The organism is Candidatus Krumholzibacteriia bacterium (genome assembly GCA_035649275.1).
Classification (GTDB): domain Bacteria; phylum Krumholzibacteriota; class Krumholzibacteriia.
Map to the genome: position 1 here is coordinate 1 of DASRJW010000121.1, position 17720 is coordinate 17720.

The 17720-nt window shown below is 66.1% G+C and carries 14 protein-coding genes; 13 read left to right on the forward strand and 1 reads right to left on the reverse strand.

Annotated elements, in window-relative coordinates; translation table 11 throughout:
* The 3 genes from VFE28_13040 to VFE28_13050 all read left to right on the forward strand — a co-directional run.
* The coding region (locus VFE28_13040) for a GYD domain-containing protein (GenBank protein ID HZM16920.1) at positions 1-216 on the forward strand (216 nt) is incomplete at its 5' end.
* 70 nt (positions 217-286) lie between these two features.
* Positions 287-1123: a DUF72 domain-containing protein gene (locus VFE28_13045; GenBank protein ID HZM16921.1), complete on the forward strand. Its 837-nt coding sequence runs from the start codon at positions 287-289 to the stop codon at positions 1121-1123.
* A 58-nt stretch (positions 1124-1181) separates the two neighbouring features.
* The gene (locus tag VFE28_13050; protein HZM16922.1) at positions 1182-2606 is read left to right on the forward strand and encodes an MATE family efflux transporter; all 1425 of its coding nucleotides are present in this window, start codon (positions 1182-1184) and stop codon (positions 2604-2606) included.
* An 8-nt stretch (positions 2607-2614) separates the two neighbouring features.
* Here VFE28_13050 and VFE28_13055 read toward each other — a convergent pair whose 3' ends face one another.
* Positions 2615-3529 (reverse strand): DUF2064 domain-containing protein, encoded by a 915-nt coding sequence (locus VFE28_13055; protein HZM16923.1) that lies wholly within the window; start codon positions 3527-3529, stop codon positions 2615-2617.
* A gap of 282 nt (positions 3530-3811) precedes the next feature.
* Between VFE28_13055 and VFE28_13060 the strand changes: the two genes are divergently transcribed.
* The 10 genes from VFE28_13060 (at position 3812) to VFE28_13105 (ending at position 17476) form a co-directional block, all read left to right on the forward strand.
* Positions 3812-6043, forward strand: a complete 2232-nt coding sequence (locus VFE28_13060; protein HZM16924.1) for an SLBB domain-containing protein — start codon at positions 3812-3814, stop codon at positions 6041-6043.
* Positions 6044-6049: 6 nt separating this feature from the next.
* On the forward strand, positions 6050-7231 hold the full coding sequence (locus tag VFE28_13065) for a GNVR domain-containing protein (GenBank protein ID HZM16925.1): 1182 nt from the start codon (positions 6050-6052) through the stop codon (positions 7229-7231).
* An 84-nt stretch (positions 7232-7315) separates the two neighbouring features.
* Positions 7316-8725, forward strand: a complete 1410-nt coding sequence (locus tag VFE28_13070) for an O-antigen polymerase (GenBank protein HZM16926.1) — start codon at positions 7316-7318, stop codon at positions 8723-8725.
* Positions 8726-8732: 7 nt separating this feature from the next.
* The gene (locus VFE28_13075; GenBank protein HZM16927.1) at positions 8733-10163 is read left to right on the forward strand and encodes a VanZ family protein; all 1431 of its coding nucleotides are present in this window, start codon (positions 8733-8735) and stop codon (positions 10161-10163) included.
* A 39-nt stretch (positions 10164-10202) separates the two neighbouring features.
* Positions 10203-11420: an O-antigen ligase family protein gene (locus VFE28_13080; GenBank protein HZM16928.1), complete on the forward strand. Its 1218-nt coding sequence runs from the start codon at positions 10203-10205 to the stop codon at positions 11418-11420.
* Positions 11421-11437: 17 nt separating this feature from the next.
* Positions 11438-12985 carry a lipopolysaccharide biosynthesis protein gene (locus tag VFE28_13085; GenBank protein HZM16929.1) on the forward strand — a complete coding sequence of 516 codons (1548 nt, stop codon included), beginning with the start codon at positions 11438-11440 and terminating at the stop codon, positions 12983-12985.
* 100 nt (positions 12986-13085) lie between these two features.
* Positions 13086-14306, forward strand: coding sequence for a glycosyltransferase (locus VFE28_13090; protein HZM16930.1), 1221 nt, complete (start codon positions 13086-13088; stop codon positions 14304-14306).
* The gene (locus VFE28_13095) at positions 14296-15588 is read left to right on the forward strand and encodes a lipopolysaccharide biosynthesis protein (GenBank protein HZM16931.1); all 1293 of its coding nucleotides are present in this window, start codon (positions 14296-14298) and stop codon (positions 15586-15588) included. The genes VFE28_13090 and VFE28_13095 overlap by 11 nt, the downstream gene beginning before the upstream one ends.
* A 10-nt stretch (positions 15589-15598) precedes the next feature.
* Positions 15599-16954, forward strand: coding sequence for a glycosyltransferase family 4 protein (locus tag VFE28_13100; protein HZM16932.1), 1356 nt, complete (start codon positions 15599-15601; stop codon positions 16952-16954).
* Between the two features lie 27 nt (positions 16955-16981).
* Entirely contained in the window at positions 16982-17476 is a 495-nt protein-coding gene (locus VFE28_13105) for a hypothetical protein (GenBank protein ID HZM16933.1), read from the forward strand.
* The last annotated feature ends 244 nt before the right edge of the window (positions 17477-17720 follow it).

Consider the following 17720-nt stretch of genomic DNA (forward strand, 5'->3'; position numbering starts at 1 on the left):
TGGAAGGACGAGATCGACCAGAAGTGCCCGGGCATCCGCTGGATCGACCACTACGCCCTCCTCGGCCCCTACGACTTCATGGACATCTTCGAGGCGCCAGACGCGGAGACGGCAGCGAAGGTATCGATGATCTCTCTTTGCCGCGGCGCGCTGCAGGCCGAATCCTGGACAGCGATTCCCTACGCGCGCTTCGTCGAGCTGACCAAGCAGATCTAGCGCGGATGTGTGGGACAGCCGGCCTGGACGTCGACCTGCCCGCTTGCTAACGCACCTGGGATCTGAAGCAATGCCCGAAACGCCGGCAGTCGAGTCCGCAGAGAGCCGAGTGCGGCAAGCAGAGGTGCATGTCGGCACCTCCGGTTACAGCTTCAAGGACTGGGTGGGGCCCTTCTATCCGGCGGGGACGAAACCGGCCGAACAGCTGTCCTACTACGTGCAGCGCTTCGATTGCCTCGAGGTGAACGTCACCTATTACAGGGTGCCTGACGCCAAGCTCCTGGGCGGCATGGCCGAGCGCACGCCGCCGGACTTCCATTTCATCGTCAAGCTGCACGGCGACATGACGCATCAGCGGAGTCGCGATCCAGCCCTCTATCGTGATTTCGGTGCGGCCCTCGTTCCCCTCGCCGACACCGGGCGTCTCCGCGGTCTACTGGCGCAGTTCCCTTACGGCTTCAAGAACACCGAGGAGAACCGCCGTTTCCTGGCGGAGATGCGCGAGCGCCTGGCGCCACATCCTCTGTTCGTGGAGTTTCGTCACGAAGGCTGGGCGGTGGAGCCGGTCTTCCCCTGGTTGCGCCAGCTGGAGGCGGGGTACGTGTGCGTGGACGAGCCGCAGCTCCCGGGTCTCGTGCCGCCACTGGTGCGGGCGACGACGGAGGTGGGCTACGTGAGGCTGCACGGGCGCAACGCACAAACCTGGTTCGACTCCGGGCCCGAGAGGGGAGACCGCTACGATTATCTCTACAGCGAAGACGAGCTGCGCGAATGGGTGGCGCGCATCCGCCAGCTGGTGCTGGAAACGCGCACGACCTATGTCTTCTTCAACAACTGTCATGCCGGCAAGGCACCCGCCAATGCGCAGGCGTTCAAGGAGCTCCTGGCGCAAATCGGCATCGGGTGAGCGGCGCTTCTGCTAGCCTGTTCGTCTCATTCTCACGGAGAGGAGCGGGCGCGCCCCGATGCCGGACGAAAAGCTGCGCTCGACACGCCTCACCTTTCCCTCGGATGAACATCCCGAGCCCGCGGCGTGGAGCATCGAGCCGCGCAACGAGATCGTGCACGGGCCGCTGGATCGGGTCCTCCTGCGTTTGGCAGGGCCGGCGATCCTGGCCAAGGCGCTGTTTGCCGCCCTCGCCCTGGTGGACGTTTTCTGGGTGGGCCGCCTGGGTGCGGCGGCCACGGCGGCGGTGAACACGGGCTTCTTCACCTCCTGGATCCTGCAAGCAGCGACGTTGCTCACCGCGGCGGGAATCCTGGCGCACGTGGCGCGGCACATGGGCGCCGGCGAGCGCGAGCAGGCGGGAACCGCGGCGGCGCAGGGACTCCTGCTCGGCGTTCTCCTCGGGGCGGTGCTCGGCGCCGCGTTCTGGTGGGTGGCACCGCGGCTCTTCCTCCTTCTCGGCACGACGCCGGAGGTGCGCGAGCCCGGCATCGTCTACGTGCGCATCCTCTTCCTCGCCGCGCCGCTCTCGTTCACTGTGGTCAACAGCGAGTCCATCATGCGTGCCGCGGGCAACACCCGAACACCGCTCCTGGTCATGGGCGCCATGGTGCTGTTCAACGGTATTCTCGCGCCGCTCCTCATCTTCGGAATCGGGCCGTTCCCGCGTCTCGAGGTCATGGGCGCGGCGCTCGCCACGCTCTTGGCCCAGGTGCTCGCGGCGACCATTTTCGCCACCCGGGCCTTCGCGGGCGATCGCAGCTTCCCTTTCGTGCGCGCCGCCCTGCTCCGCATCGACTGGGCGCTGGCGCGGCGGATTCTCCGGGTCGGTGTGCCGACCATGGCGATCGGCTCGCTCTTTTCGCTCATCTATCTCTTCCTCTCCGGTGTGGCGGCGCGACTCGGGACGGCGGAGCTCACCATTCTCGGTCTCGGCAACCGCACCGAGGCGCTCACGTACCTGGTCAGCTCCGGCTTCTCGGCGGCCACGGCCGCGGTGGTGGGGCAGAACCTGGGAGCCGGCGCCCCCGAACGAGCGGCCCGGGCGGCGTGGCGATCGGCGCTGTGGCTCGGGATCTACGGTACCGTCGTGGGCGCCGCGATCATCGTCTGGCCGCGGCAAGTGCTCGCTCTGTTCACCAGCGACCCGGTGGTCCTCGAGCTGGGCACGACCTACACCCGGATTCTCGGTCTCTGTCACGGTCTGACGGCGGTGGAGATCGTGCTGGAGAACTCCTTCGCCGGCGCCGGCGACACGCTCCCGCCCATGCTCATCAGCGTTCCCATCAACGTGCTGCGCGTGCCCATCGTGTTGTGGCTCGTGCACGTTGCCGGCGCTGGCATCATCGGCATCGGGTGGTTGTTGTCGCTCACGGCGTGCCTGCGAGGCATCCTCGCCATGCTCTGGTTCCGCCGCGGCAACTGGGCGCACAAGAGGTTGTGAGTGAGCGCTCAGGCGGGGTGGAGGCCGACTTCGGACAGGAACCGCTCGCTGTACCGGGCGGTTTGTGCCTCACCGCCTTGGCGCAGCATACGGATCTGGCGTGCCAGCTCACGCAGGTCCTCGGGTCGATCGACGTCGGTCCACAGCGGCAGCAGTGCCGTGCGCAGACCGAATGACGTGGCTCTTCTCACGGTGTCGTCGAACGTGTGTGTACTGCTCCAGGCGATGTTGTGTAGCAGCCCTGGGCAGGGACGCCGCAAACCGATGGCCCAGTAGCCACCGTCCGCCGTCGGCCCGAGGACGAGATCCGCGGCACCCTCGGCGTGGTCCCCGCAAGGCGATGGCAGCGTGGGAGGCGCGGACCGTGCCGACGCGTCGCCCAGGTGGTCGCTTGGCCGATTCGCAGCCGCTCTGTCTCTCTGCTGGTCAGCCCCGTGTGTGTGTGGAGGATCGACGGTCTGGGCGGTTTCTGCCGGGCGACCGTCGTTCTTGGTCGCAGCCCCTCCGATCGCGGTCAGCCCGAGCCGCTCCATTCCGGCGCGAATGGTTGCCGCCTGCAGACTCGGACTGTCCGAACCGAGGATCAGTGCCGCTCCGGGCGCCGCTCGAGCTCTGCTGAGAGTGTCGAAGGCTTGCTCCAGACGCAATCCCAGGTCGCCGTCACTCTGTCGGCGGATGCGGAGCGCCGCCCAGCTCGCAGGGTCGAGACCACAAGCGGCCAGGCGCCTCCGCAGGTCCTCGACACCCTCGGCAGCCTCACACTGCAGGAAGAGAAAGGGCTTGGGAACGAGGCGGAGCGCGGTTTCCAGGGTATCCGCAAGGCTGGCGACGTGAAAACGTTCGGCTTCCTGACGCGTCAGCGCAGTTTGTAGGCGCGTCTTCACCGACTCGCCGCGAACGACCTTTGCAAAGACGCCCAGCACGGCCTCTCCCGGGTTCGGGTCTTGCATCCCCGGAGGGGCCGAGTATCGCACGCGGCCGGAAAGACAGGACGACGGAACCGGGGCGCGCCGGGCAGGGGGCAGGGGACTATGAGGATGCGGCGTTGGTGCGAATCCGCTTGGTTGCGTGTGCTCCTCGCCGCAGTGATGGTGAGCACGACGACGCCCAGGCCACGAGCAGAGGGCGAGGACCCCCAGAGCGCGCCGACCACCGCACCGAAGCAGCCAGATCCGCGGGCTTCCACGATCGATCTCTCGGACCCGATGGTGCGAGCGCGTCTGCGCGCCAAGGGTGTGGACCCGGACGAATTGCTCAGGCTCTTCAAGGAGCAAGGAATTCAAGGCACCGCCCCCGGAGCCCCGACGTCCCCACAGACTCCGACGTTCCCTCCGGTGACGCCGCCGCCAGGGCCCGTTGTCGCACCGGCGGACAGCACGGCGCTGCCGGATTCCGTCCAGGCGCAGCAAGCGCAGTACTTCGGCTACGACATCTTCCGACTTTCCCCCAAGACCTTCGAGCCTCTCGCCTTCGGGCCGGTGTCGCCGGACTACCTGGTCGGACCGGGTGACGAGATCATCGTCAACGTCTGGGGCGCCCAGGAGATGTTCACCAGGGTCGAGGTCAATCGGGAAGGCTACATCACCGTCCCCGATCTGGGGCAGGTTCTGGTGAATGGCTACACGCTCGGGGGCTTGAAGGAACACCTGCAGCAGCGGTTGGCGAGGATCTACTCCGGCATCCGGTCCGACGGTTCGGGACGCACGTTGGTCGATGTCTCGCTCGGCAAGCTGCGGTCGATCCAGGTGTTCGTGCTCGGCGACGTGGTGCAGCCCGGTGGTTACACCATGAGCGCCACGTCGACGGTGATGACGTCGCTCTACTACGCCGGGGGCCCGACCCTCCAAGGCTCGATGCGGAACGTGCGCCTCATGCGCAACAACAAGCTGCTGCAAGAGATGGATCTCTACGACTACCTGGCGCAGGGCAACCGCTTGCAGGACACGCGGCTCGAGAACGGGGATGTCGTCTTCGTCCCGCCCGTGCAGGTGCGCGTGCAGCTCGAAGGCGAGGTCCAGCATCCCGCCACGTACGAACTGCGCTCCGGTGAGACATTGGCAGATCTGCTGGTGCTCGCCGGTGGTCTCAAATCCACCGCACTCCTGGAGCGCGCGCAGATCGAACGCATCATCCCCTTCGACCAGCGCTCGCCGCGGGCGCAGGAAGACCGCAAGATCCTGGACCTGTCCCTGGCAGGCGCTGGACGGCCGGGCGAAGGCAGTGTGCTCGTGAACGGCGACATCGTGCGGATCTTCCCCATCGGAGAGATCCTGAAGAACATGGTCGAGCTCGTGGGTACCGCGGTGTACAAGCCCGGTACTTACGAATGCAGGCTCGGCATGCGCGTCGCCGACCTGATCGAACTGGCCGGCGGCCTGCTCGGCGACGCTTACCTCGGCTGGGGACATCTGGTGCGCACGCGGCCGGACAAGACGAAGTCGATCGTTTCCTTCAATGTGGGCGATGCCCTCAAGCGTGTCCCCGCGGCCAACCTGGAGCTGCAAGGGCTGGATGAGGTGCAGGTGTTCTCGATCTCGGACATCAGCGACCGCCATTACGTGCGTATCGAAGGGCTCGTGCGCAAGCCCGGCAAGTACGACTACTACGAGGGGATGACGGTGACCGACCTCATCTTCCGCGCCGGGGGGCTGCGCGAGTCGGCGTACCGCATGCAGGTGGAGGTGTCGCGCATCGATCCCGAGGCGATCTCCGAGGGCAAGACGGCGTCGCTCTTCGCGGTGGCCATGGCGGATACCTTGGCGAATCCGAGCGAAGCCACGACCTTCAAACTGGAGAAGAACGACATCGTCTTCATCCGCGAGGTCCCCAACTGGGGACTGCAGGAGAACGTCTGGGTGACCGGCGAGGTGCGCTTTCCCGGCATGTACACGCTGACCAGCAAGACCGAGCATCTGTCCAGCGTCATCAAGCGCGCCGGGGATCTCGAGCAGGGGACAGCGTATCTGCGAGGGGCGAACTTCATCCGCAAGAAAGACAACACGGGACGGATGGCACTCGATTTCGAAGAGGCCCTGAAGGCTCGCAAGAAAGGCTACGGCAAGTTCGACATCGTTATGGTAGCCGGTGACAGCATCCACATCCCGCGCGAGCCGAAGACGGTCAAGGTGGAAGGGGCTGTGGGCTATCCGTCGAGCGTGCTCTGGGAGCAAGGTCGCGATCTCGACTACTACCTGGAGCAGGCAGGCGGCCTGCTCGACACCGCCGACAAGGGCAAGATCCGGGTCGTCATGGCGAATGGCAGGGTGCACACTTCGGGTTTCTTCAGTTCACCCGAGCCAGACCAGGGTGCGCGCGTCATCGTACCGACCAAGCCAGAAAAGAAGGATTCAAACTCGCTGAAGACATTCGCTGAGATCATCACCATCCTCTCCGGTTTCGCAACGACGGCCTACCTCATCAGCCAGACGGCGAGGTGACGACTGATGGCGTCGAAGCGTGACGCGCCCAGCGAGGCGCGGGAACACGGTCAGGAGAAGTTCTACTCGGGTTCCGAGGTGGTGGCCACGGTCCCCGAGGGGCCGCCGCGCTCTGGCCAGGAACGTGCGTTGGAGTCCCGAGCCGGGAGCTTGCCGGCCGCCCCCAGTGAGCAGCCGCTGTGGCTGGACCAGGTGCAGGCGGGGACCGCCCGGGCTCCGTGGATGGAGCAGGGATTCCGCCACTATCTGCGCCTTGGGCTGCGCTACAAGAGGCTGATTCTCATCACCTTCTGTTCGACCATGGCTCTGACGGTCGCCCAGCTCTGGCTGCGCCCGCGTGTCTACATGGCGAAGGCGACGATCCTGCCCTCGGCGGGTCAGAATCAGAGCGGTGTCATGGGTCTCATCGCCAGCTTCACGGGAGCCCCGCCTACTGCAGTCCTCAGCGAGGACGTGAGCTCGATCCTGTTCCCCAACATCTTCGAGAGTCGCACCGTGGGGCGCGAGGTTCTCGAGTCCACCTATCGTTTCCAGAAGGACGGCCAGGCCGTCGAGAAGACCCTGCGGGAGGAACTCGCCCCGGAAAGCCTGGACAAGGCATTGAAGCTCCTGTACCGCATCGCGTCGTTCGAGGTGAACAAGGAGACCGGAACGATCACCGTGGCCGTCACCACGTTGTACCCGGAGCTCTCGGCACAGATCGCCAACCGATTCGTGGAGTCCCTCGAACGTCTGTGTCTCGAGATGAGAAAGACCACGGCTCTCGGGAACAATGCGTTCGTTCAAGAGCGCTTGGACAAGAGTTTGGCGGAGCTCACGCTAGCCGAGCAGAGGCTGACGAATTTCCGCGAGCGGAATATCCGCATGAACGACCCGGAACTCGATCTCGAGTACATGCGTCTCCAGCGCGAGGTGAGCTTCAAGCAGCAGATCTACATGAATCTGTCGAGCCAAGTGGAGCTGGCGCGGATCGAAGTTGCGAAGGAGCTACCGGTGGTGCGGGTTCTCGACCGCGCCGACACGCCCAATCTCCCCGTGCCGGTCCCGAAGCTCACCACCCTGGTCCTGGGGGTGTTCGTGGGCGCTCTGGCTGCCGTCCTGTCTGTTGCGGCGGTCGAGGTCTTCCATTACGTACGCCGGGAGATACTCCTGTACCGGTCCACCTCGGCTCAAGGCTCCGCAGTGTGAGAATGTGGGGCTCCATCGGACCAAGCCCTCGGCAGTGTGTGGGCTCCATCGCGTCGCCATCATCCACCGGGCGGTGGACCATCCATGAGCCCTGACGATCATCTCCTACTCTGGACTTCCGTCGCCGGCCTTTGGGCCCTGTGGAAACTCAGCACGGCGCCGGGGTTCCGCTTTTCCCCGGCTCTGCTCTTCTACACGATTTTTTTCGCCATGCAGGTCGTGGGCTTTCTCGCCCTCGTCCGCGAAGACGACCCCCAGGACTGTCTGGCGCGGACGGGGATAATGCTGGGAGTTCTCGGATTCGTGGCGGGGGTGGGGGCCGTCTCCGTCTGGTCGCGCTTCCATCCCGCCGCTGAACTGGAGGGTGTGCGCTCGCGCTTCCAATTCGACGAGCCCTACTTGCCGCACAAAGTGGCGACGATGCTCATCGGCTACCTCATGGCAAGCGCGCTGTTGGTGTACTTCTACCGCGTCAGTGGCGGTATCCCGCTCCTCGACGGAATCCGGACTCTGGCGCAGGGAGACAAGATCCTGACCGCTCAGCTCCTGCTGTCGGAGCGTCGCATGGAGCAGACGTATTTCGAGGCGTCTACCTACCGCGGTGTGGGCTACTTCGACCAGCTCCGGATGTCGATCTTGCCGTACTTCGTGGCCAGCTTTCTCGTTTGGGGTACCGTGACACGCCGGCGCAAGTGGCGGCTCGCCGCGTATGCTGCCGCCATCCCGGCGCTCCTTTTCCTCCTGGGAACGGGCCAGCGGCATCCCACCGCGGCCTTCATGCTTTCCATGGCCATCATTGGCTATCTCGTGACCTCACGGAAGCAGCAAAAAAAGATGCTGTGGTGCTTCGGCCTCCTGGGGTTGACGGTTTTTGCCGTCATGTCTCTCCTCCTCGGACGCTACACGCACACGGGAAACCTGCAGTCCGACTTGCCGATGGTGTTTCTCGGCATCGCGAACCGCATTTTTTTCTCGAACTCACTGGGAACCATTTCACTGTTTCACATCTTCCCCAACCCAGAGCCCTTCCGCTGGGGATGGACCTGGCTCAGCGACCTCCAAGGATTCCTTCCCGGTCCGCACGTGGGCTTCAGTGCCTGGCTCTATCGCCGACTTTATGGGCAAGTCGGGACCGCGGCGCCCATGTGCTTCGGGGAGATGTATGCGAATTTCGGCCTGGTCGGGGTCTTCCTCGGCGCCTGCGTACTGGGCCTGATTCTGCAGGGCATGCACGTGGCCTGGTGCCGGCGCCAGGTGTTTCAGGTGGAGCATTTGGTGCTGTACGCCATGCTGTCGATGACCTTCGCCCGTTGGGCCATGGGTGGACTTCTGGGGCCAATCCAATACGGCCTCGTGGCGCTGCCGCTCCTCTATGCGACCGTGAAGATCACGCACCACCTCGTCGTGGTCCTGTCGTGCTTCGAGCGTGGGATCCGGAGGTCGAGCGATGAGCAGGGAACGGCCCGCGCCGGAACCTATGCGCTCGGGTCGTGAGAAGAGCATGGCGCATGAGGATGCACTGCGGCTCGATCGTGGGACCGGCTCTTCGAAGCCCACTCCGGGCGCACGTCATTTCGCTCTGGCGCTCTTCCTGGTTACCTGTCTCTTCGTTGGCGTTGCGACGCTCTTGCCTTTTCAGTTCACCTTGGATCGCATCGGGGAGCAGCTGGAGAGAAGCCCTTCCTTCTTGCAGCGCGAAAGGCCGGTGATGCCATCGGACCTGATCGGCAACGTGGTTCTGTTTCTGCCGGTCGGCTTCTTCGGGGCCTTGATGCAGCCGCGGAAGCGGCGATCGTCCCGGGCGCGCCTGGTCATCGCCGGGTGCTACGGCTTCCTCCTCAGTTGCGGAATCGAGCTGGTGCAATGGTTCACGCCGAGCCGAGCACCGGCACTGAGCGACATCGCCTGCAACACGTTGGGGGCGCTGTGGGGAGCGGGAGTGATGGAACTCTTCGCCGTTCCCCTCGCCCGTTCGCGCTGGCGCCAAAGGAGCCTCGCATCGATGCGAGGAGACTCGTCGGTGCTCGCCTTCTTGGGTGCACTCCTGTTGACGAGTGTTTGGGCGATGGTTCCCTTCGACGCCTCCCTGCATCCACACATCTTGGCGCGTGCACTGCGCAGCTTCCGCGGGGACCCCTTCAGAGGCTCGGTTCCACTGCTGGACCTCACGCATTGTCTTCTCATGGCCCTGTCCGCTGGAGCCGGCATGCGATGGTTGCACCAACACCGGCCCAGGTTATGGCTGCGGAACGCTGGCATGGTTCTCGGCTTTCTCGGCGCTTGGGCCTTGGTTCTCGAGGTCCTGCAGCTGGCGCTGACCTCGAGAACGCCGACCTTGCTGGATGCGGTGACCGGCGCGGCAGGGGCCCTCACTGGCATCCTCGTCATCCTGGCGATCGAACCTGTGCGAGACGAAGATGCCCGGAGACATGGGGCGACGTTCGCGTATGTCGCCGGTTTGCTGCTCCTGGCTCTGCGCCCCCTGGGTACGGGCTTCGGCGCTGAGGTGCTGCGGCGGCGCATCAGCACCTTCATCCCCGGGTATGGTCCGCACTTCGACGCCACGCTGTACGGTGTCACCGAGTTCGTTCACGGTCTGCTTCTCTTCGCTCCCTTGGGCTACCTGTCGACAGCGGCCCTGCGTCTCTTCGGCTCGCGGTCCGGAGCCATCACGCGATTCTCTGCGCCGCTCGCTGGCGCCGCGGTCGCATTGATCATGCAGGCGCTGATGGCAATGGCGATGCACTCGGGTGCGCCGGCGCCTGCCGGAGTCCTGGCGGCTTGCCTGGGAGGCGTGCTTGGAGTCAGCGCCCGTACCGCTCAAGGGCAGCTCGAGGGCGATCAGGAGAGAGACGGATCGTTCCAGACTGGAACAGGTCTTGCTCGGAAGCATGATGCCGAGTCGGCGACAGCTCGACCTCCTCTGGCATGACTGGAAATCACCATGCGGTTGTCGTGGGGAAAGGAGACGGTGCGGGCCACGATCGCAGGCGGCACGCTCGTCTACTTCGTCATCGGCAAGATTGCCTTCGAGCCACGACTCGCCATCGGTGCCATCAGCGTCAATGAGATGCTCCAGCTCGGTGTGCTCGGCGGCCTCATGGTCATGCCCTGGTGCGGTGACATCGGCCGGATGGTTCGCTCGCGGACGCTCTGGCTCGTGGGGGCGCTCGCGCTTTTGCTGGCCGTGCGGGCCGTGGGTGCTGACAACTCGGCCTACGCGCCGGCGAAGCCACTCGGGTACTTCGGTCTGGTCGTCCCCGCGCTAGCGGTCTTCGCTGCCAGCTTGCATGGCCAAGGCGACGTGCGGCGCTTCTTGATCCTGTGGGCGCTCGTCGGTACGGGGATGATGCTGCTGGGCGTTCTGCTCCTGCTCAGCGGGGCATCGCCGCCACGCCTTGCCGTGTTCGGTGGAGGCTCGAACGGTTATGCGCGCATGTTGGGTACGACGCTCCTGTTGTGGGTCGGTCTCGACACCCGCTGGGGCAAGAGACGCGTCCCGGTCTGGCTGCTGGCGCTGCCGGCGTTCGTCGTGACGCTGCTGTTCGCGGGGTCGAAGACCGCGGTCCTCGGCCTCGGCGTCTCCATCGTGGCACTCGCGCTTCACCGGGGCGATCGGCGGCTCCTTTTCGGCGCCGCGGCGGGGACGCTGCTTTTCGCGACGGCGCCCCTGTGGTCCCACGGGATCGCACGGTACGCGGACAAGAACCGGGGCGAGGTGCGCATGTTCATCGCCCCTGACATCGCCGACCCGCAAGGCAGCTATGGTACGCGACTCTTATTCTACCGGCGCTCCCTCGAGTACCTGAAGCACCCCAGTTGGTTCGGTGTTGGAACCGGTGATTGGCATGCGGTGGTCGGACTCCCTTCGGGGCGGCGGCACCCCCACAACATCGAGCTCGAGGTCGCCTGCGAATTGGGAATGGTCGGGCTCGCCCTGTTCCTGGGGATGCTCGCTGTGGCGGGGCGCTGGATCCGCCGCCCGCTGGCCGACCCCGACGAGCCACGTCTCGCCGGCGCTCTGATCGCGGTGCTGGTGTTCTGGCTCTTCAATGCGCAGCTGAACGGCGATTTGCTCGACAACCGCTGGATCTGGCTGACCGTGCTGCTCCTCGAGGTCGTCGTCACACCACGGCAACACCTCGCTGCGATCGCAGTGCCACCAAGTGCCCAATGGCAGAGCGCGTGAGCGGTGGAAGGGGAGAAGTGCGGCAATTCGTCGATCGACTCGGAGTGCTCGGGGAGCTGTTGTGCTCGGGGATCCTCGCTGGCCTGGCCGCGCTGGTCAACGTCCTCGGCGTTGTGGCCTTTGCTCACGCTCTCGAGCCCGCCGCCTTCGGACTGCTGGCCCTCAGCCGGCGCGTCGGCGCCTTCACGGCCTCCATCTCGAATCTGAATGGTCACCTTGCAGTGTCCCGTTACCTCGGCTTCCATCGCTCCGAGCCCGAGATGCGCTCTGCGACTCTGGCCGTCGGCACGGGTCTGCTCTTGCTGGTGCCGTTGCTGTCCGACCTGTTCTTCCAGCTCCTACGACTCGTCGCTGCTGGCGTATCCTGGGCGCAGATGTTGGATGGCTCGATGTGGCAGGCGACCAGTTGGTTCGCGGCGGCGCTCTCCTCCGGTTTGGTCGTGTTCTCGATTCTGCGAGGGCTGGGGCATCCACAAGCCGCCAATCTGCAGCAGCTGAGCTTTGCCGCTCTTCTCTTGCTGCTCGCCTTCGGGGCGCGCGGGCGGGAGGTGGCGACGCTCGTGGCCTGGGGCGCGGCCGGCAGCATGGCGATCAACCTCGCGTACTACGCCTGGGTGTTGGTGCGCCACCGGCGCGAATGGGTGCGTCCATCACGTCCGGCGCTGCGCCGGGCAGTGCGCGACACGCTGGGCTACAGCCTGCCGCGGCTTGCCGACGGGCCATGCCAGGCGTCGCTGCCTTTGATCGGACTGCTGCTGGCGCCGGCGATCGGTGGCTTGACGTTGACCGGCTACGTGCACATTGGGCAGACCCTGGTGCGCATGACGGAGGTTCTCGTCGTGCCGCTGAGCGTGGTTTTCCTGCCGCTCACGGCGCACCACGTGCGCCAGGGTCAGACCGCGCTCTTGGAGCGACAGGCGCAGCAGATCTACGACGGCGTCATTCTGCTCGGCAGCTTCGTCGGGATGCAGCTGTTGGCTTGGGCACCGTCCCTGCTCGAGGTGGCGTTCGGGACGCGCTATGCAGGAGCCGAGATCTTCCTGCGCTGGACGCTGCCCTCGATCCTCCCCTATCTGCTCTATGCGGGGTTCCGCAGCTTCATCGACGGCAGCAGCGTTCGCCCGGTGAATTTCCTGCACCTGCTGGTGGCGAGCGCTGTCGTCCTCGCGGCCACCCTCACCCTCGGGAGGTTGGGTGGCGGAGCCGGGATCGCCATCGCCTACACACTGGGCGTGGCCGTGCTCGGGCTGCTGACGGTTCTCTACGTAAGACGCCGCTTCTCCGTGCGGGCGCTGCCTGCACATCTGTGGCAGACCTTCGCTGTCGTCGTCCTGGGCGGTGTCTTCTCCTTGGCGGTGGCCACTCTGGCATCGGGATCGATCGGGACGCGCATCGCCTTGTGTGCTGCCAGTCAGATCGTGTGCGTGTGGGCCGCCGTGCGGTTCCTGCAGCGAGTGCAACACCCGACCTTGGTGTATATGGCGATGAAACTGCGGGGGGCGCTGGGTCGCGAGGGTGAAGAGCCAGCCGAAACCGGGGTGGGGAGGCAGGCTGCGCTCGCCTAGGAAGCAGGCGCCGGGGATCCGAGCGCCTGGAGGCGAATGCGCTCGGTGTGAGAGTTGCAGCTACCACCTTCCGCGCAACCATCTTCCCTGAGGGGCTCCGGTGAGAATCGGCATCCTGACCTCCGTCCATGCGCCGATGGACACGCGCATCTACTTCAAGCAGGCACGGTCGCTGGCGGCAGCGGGACACGAGGTCATCCTCGTCGCCCGCGCCGGGGGAGACATTCGCGACCTGCGCTACGTGCCGATCCCGGTTCCCGAATCCCGGCGCGGCCGCTTGCGCGCCGCCTTGCGGGTCTTCCGCGCGGCGTTGCGTCTGCGCTGCGACGCTTACCACATCCACGATCCAGAGCTCCTGCCGCTGGGTGTGCTGCTCCGTGTGTGCACGCGGGCACGCTTGGTCTACGACGTGCACGAAAACGTCCGCAACCAGATTCGCAACAAGTACTGGATCCCGCGCCCGTTGCGCGGCGCCGTCGCGCGAATCTACGGAGCCATCGAACGCCTGTGCCTGCGCTGGGTGACGCACGTCATCCTCGCCGAGGATTCGTATGCGCCGTTCTATCGCCGCCAAGCGGTGACCGTGGTGCACAACTATCCGATCCTCGACGGCGTGGTGCCGCCGGTCGGGGAGCGGCGCTACAGCGGCAAGCCCCGGCTCGTGTACTGCGGTGTGGTGGCCCGGATCCGGGGCGGTTTGGAGATGCTGGAAGTCACGGCGCAGCTGCGCGCCCAGTATCCGGACATCGAGCTGCACGTGATCGGGCCGTTCTTCCCCTCCAGTTTCGAGACGGAAGTGCGCGAGCGCATGGAGGTTCTGGGCCTGACCGGGCACGTCACCTTGCATGGCCGCTTGCCCCTCGACGTCGCCCTGGAGCAGGTAAGCCGCTGCGACATCGGCCTGGCTTTGCTCCACCCCGATCCGAACTACGTGGACTCTTTGCCGACGAAGATGTTCGAGTACATGTCGCTACGCTTGCCCGTCGTGGTCTCCGACTTCCCGCTGTGGAAGCGGATCGTGGACGATGCCGGAGCCGGAGCGGCGGTGAATCCGATGGTGCCGCAGGAGGCGGCGAGAATCATCGCGCGACTGAATGAGGACGCGATGCTCATGGGCCGGTGTGGGGCGAGCGGCCAGCGTGCGGTGCAGCAGCGCTACAGCTGGGAGGCGGAGAAGAAGCATTTGTTGGCGGTGTATGCCGAGGTGAACGCCACGGTTCCCGCCGACACGGGCACGAGGACACCCGCGCTGGCCGGTGCAGCAGCTGTGGGCATGGCGGCAGGCACCGGGCGGGACGGGGAGGTTTCGGGTGCGAGCTGAGGAGCCGAGGCCGCCGGTGCTGACGCACAGCGTCTACTCTCTGATGGCGCGAGGCAGCATGCTGCTGGCACGAGGCCTCGGGCTGATCCTCATCTCTCGCCGTCTCGGGGGCGAGCACTTCGGCGTCTATGCGCTGCTGCTGGCCACGTACAGTCTTTGCGCCAGCGTGGGTGCGTTCGGGATCGAGCAAACGAGCCTCTATCTCGTGGGCCGGAGGCAGAAACGACTCCCCATACTCGTCGGCAACAGTCTGCTGCTCGCCCTTTTCTGCGGCCTGCCGGCGGCCCTCCTTTGCTTCGGTACGGTCACGGTGTTGCGCGACCGGTTCTTCACCGGCGCGACGTGGGAGGTTGCCGCACTGACAGCGCTCGGCTTACCCATTGGGATCGCCCACAATGCGCTCGTCGGGCTGGCGGTGGGACTCGGCCGCTTCCGCTACTACGGTTTCGTCGAACTCTGCAAGTGGCTGGCCTACCTGGCGCTCGTGGGTCTGTTCTACGTACGGAGCGGTCTCAGTGTCTTCACGTCGCTGGGAAGCTTCTTCGCCGTTCTTCTCGGCGCCTCCCTGGTGCATCTGGCGTTTTTCACCTTCCGCTTGCACGCTCGGCCGACGCCATGCCTCCGGCTGCTGCGACGGATGCTGGCGATGGGCCGGCGGATGTTGCTGGTGCAGCTGACGAGCGTGCTGGCGCTGCGCCTCGACGTCTATGCGGTGCGCTTCTTCGGAGCGATGGGGCTCGTGGGGACGTATGCGCTCGCCACCCACTTGGGAGAGATCCTAATGTACGTAGCCCGCTCCTTCGCTATGGTCGTTTTCTCCGGAACGGCGCGGGGGAGCCGACCGGCGGCGCTCCGCCTGGGTCTGCTCGTGGGGGCACTGGTGATGGCAGCGGTGTGTCTCGCGCTGGGAGTCGTGTTCCTCCGCGAAGGCGTCCTGGTGGCGCTCTTCGGCGAAACTTCACGCGGCTGCGTGCCGTCGCTCCTGGTGCGCATGCCGGGCGTGCTCGCTGCCGCCATCGCGCTCCTCATCGCGGGTGAACTGCTCGGTCGTGGGCGGGCCGACGTGGTGGTAAGGGCTTACGCACTCGCGGTGTTCTGCGCCGTCGTGCTCTTCTGGCCTCTCTGCCGCTGGGACACCGCTCTCGGTGCCGCCACGGCCTTCTCCGTGGCTTCCACGGCGCAGGCCCTGTGGATGGCTGTGGTCCTGAAGTCGGCGCGGGCCTTGCAAGCGCCGCGGGAAGCGAGCCTGGGGGCCATGGCGCCGTCGCTGGCCGCCGAGTGAGGACGAGGCGATGCGGATCCTCTACATCCATCAGTATTTCTGCACGCGGCAGGGGCGCAGCGGCACCCGCTCCTACGAGTTCGCCAAGCACCTGGTGCGGCACGGACACCGCGTCACCATGCTCACCAGCACCTCCGAGCTCTCGGATGTACAGATCCCGCCGGAGAAACGGGTGCACCGCTTCGCCGTCGAAGGCATCGACGTCGTCGCCGTGCGCGTGAGCTACGCGCAGCACATGGGGACGCTGCGACGCATCGGCAGCTTCCTGCACTTCATGGCGCTCTCCACCTGGATCGCCTGCCGCACTCGGGGCCACGATCTCGTCTTCGCCACTTCGACGCCGCTCACCGTCGGCGTCCCGGGCGTGTGCGCCAGCCTCTGCCTGCGGGTGCCGCTCGTGTTCGAGGTGCGTGATCTCTGGCCGGAGGCGCCCATCCAGATCGGCGTGCTCCGTAACCGGCTGCTCATCCGCCTGCTGCGTCATTTCGAGCGCGTCGTGTATGCCCGCAGCGCTCATATCATCGCCCTGTCGCCGGGCATGCGGGACGGCGTCGTCGCCACCGGCGTTCCGGAGGCGAAGGTGACGGTGATCCCCAACTGTTCCGATGTCGATCTCTTCCGGCCGGGGAACGCGCCCGCCGGGCTCGTGGCCGCCCTCGGACTGGAAGGGCGCTTCGTCGTCGTGCACGCCGGCTCCATGGGGGCAGCGAATGGCCTCGACGTGCTGGTGGATGCCGCTACCTGTCTCCAGGCGGCGGGGGAGTCGGAGGTGCTCTTCCTCCTCCTGGGCCAGGGAGCGGAAATGGAGCGGCTGCTCGCACGCGTGCGTGCCCAGGAACTCGACAACGTGCGGGCGTACAAGAGCGTGCCGCGGGCCGAGGTCCCCGACTACCTGCGCGCCAGCCACGTGTGCCTGGTGCTCTTCCGCGATCTGCCCGTTCTCGCCACCAACTCTCCCAACAAACTCTTCGATGCCCTCGCCGCCGGGCGCCCGGTCATCGTCAACAGCAACGGTTGGACCCGGGAGCTGGTGGAGAAGTACGGTGTCGGGCGCTACGCCAAGCCTGGCTCGGGAGCGGCGCTGGCGGCGGAGATCCTCTGGCTCCGGGATCACGACAAGGCGCGGCGGACGATGGGGCAGCGGGCGCGGCAGCTGGCGGAGAGGCGCTTCGACCGCGCCATCCTGGCAGCGCAGTTCGAAGCCGTGCTTCGCAGCGCTGCAGGGGTGTCGGGGCACGAGGTAGCGGAGCCCACCGTATCACACGCGGATCCCGCGCAGGCGGAGGCGCGCCCGGCGATTGCGGGGAAAGGGGCGACGCCTTATACTCCAGGGGCCGGCCCGGCGGACGTCCTCGCGTCCCGTTGACTGACTCGAAGCTTGGATCATTGCACCATGGCACGGATCCCACTCCTGCGCTTCGCCTTCCGATCCATTCGTGGAAGCTGCGGTCTGGTCGTCGCTATCCTCTTCCTCGGGTTGCTCGTGGGCTGCACCGATGATCCTGCGGTGCCGTCGACGCCGCCGGTCGTCCAAGCGGCTCTCACCGTCCTCTACTACGGTTCCCCGACCCCAGACCCGGCGTCCTACGCTACGTGCGAGACCGGCGCCGCAGTCCTCCTGCTGGCGCATGGTTCCCACGACCCGGTGGGCTTGCCGCTCGAGTTCGAGTGGCGCGACCTGGTGGACCTCGGCGACGGCATCCCTGTGCTGAGCCCGGACTGGGGACCAGGGGCGAACCCCCTGCGTACTGCGGAGCTCGAACTCCCGGCGCACTTCAGCAGCATCGGCGTGCACTACCTCACGCTCACCGCCCGCGCGCGGGACGGCCGGAGCGCCAGCCAGACGCTCCGGATCACCGTCCTCGCCTGCCAGAGCTGCGGCCCGTAGCACCACACGACCTCCCGGCGGCCGACTTGCCAGCGTCGCGGTGGCGCTGTATCGTCCGGTACAGACAGGCAGCCGGGCCGCGGTCTCCATCCTCAAGAGGCGTCGCATGCTCAAGTCCGACGTCCGCGCCAAAGTGCATCCAGCCACCTCGCCCGCCACGCCCTCCGTGGATTTCGACGCCAAGCTGGCTGGCGAGGGCCTCACCTTCGACGATGTCGTCGTGGTGCCGCGGTTCAGCGACGTG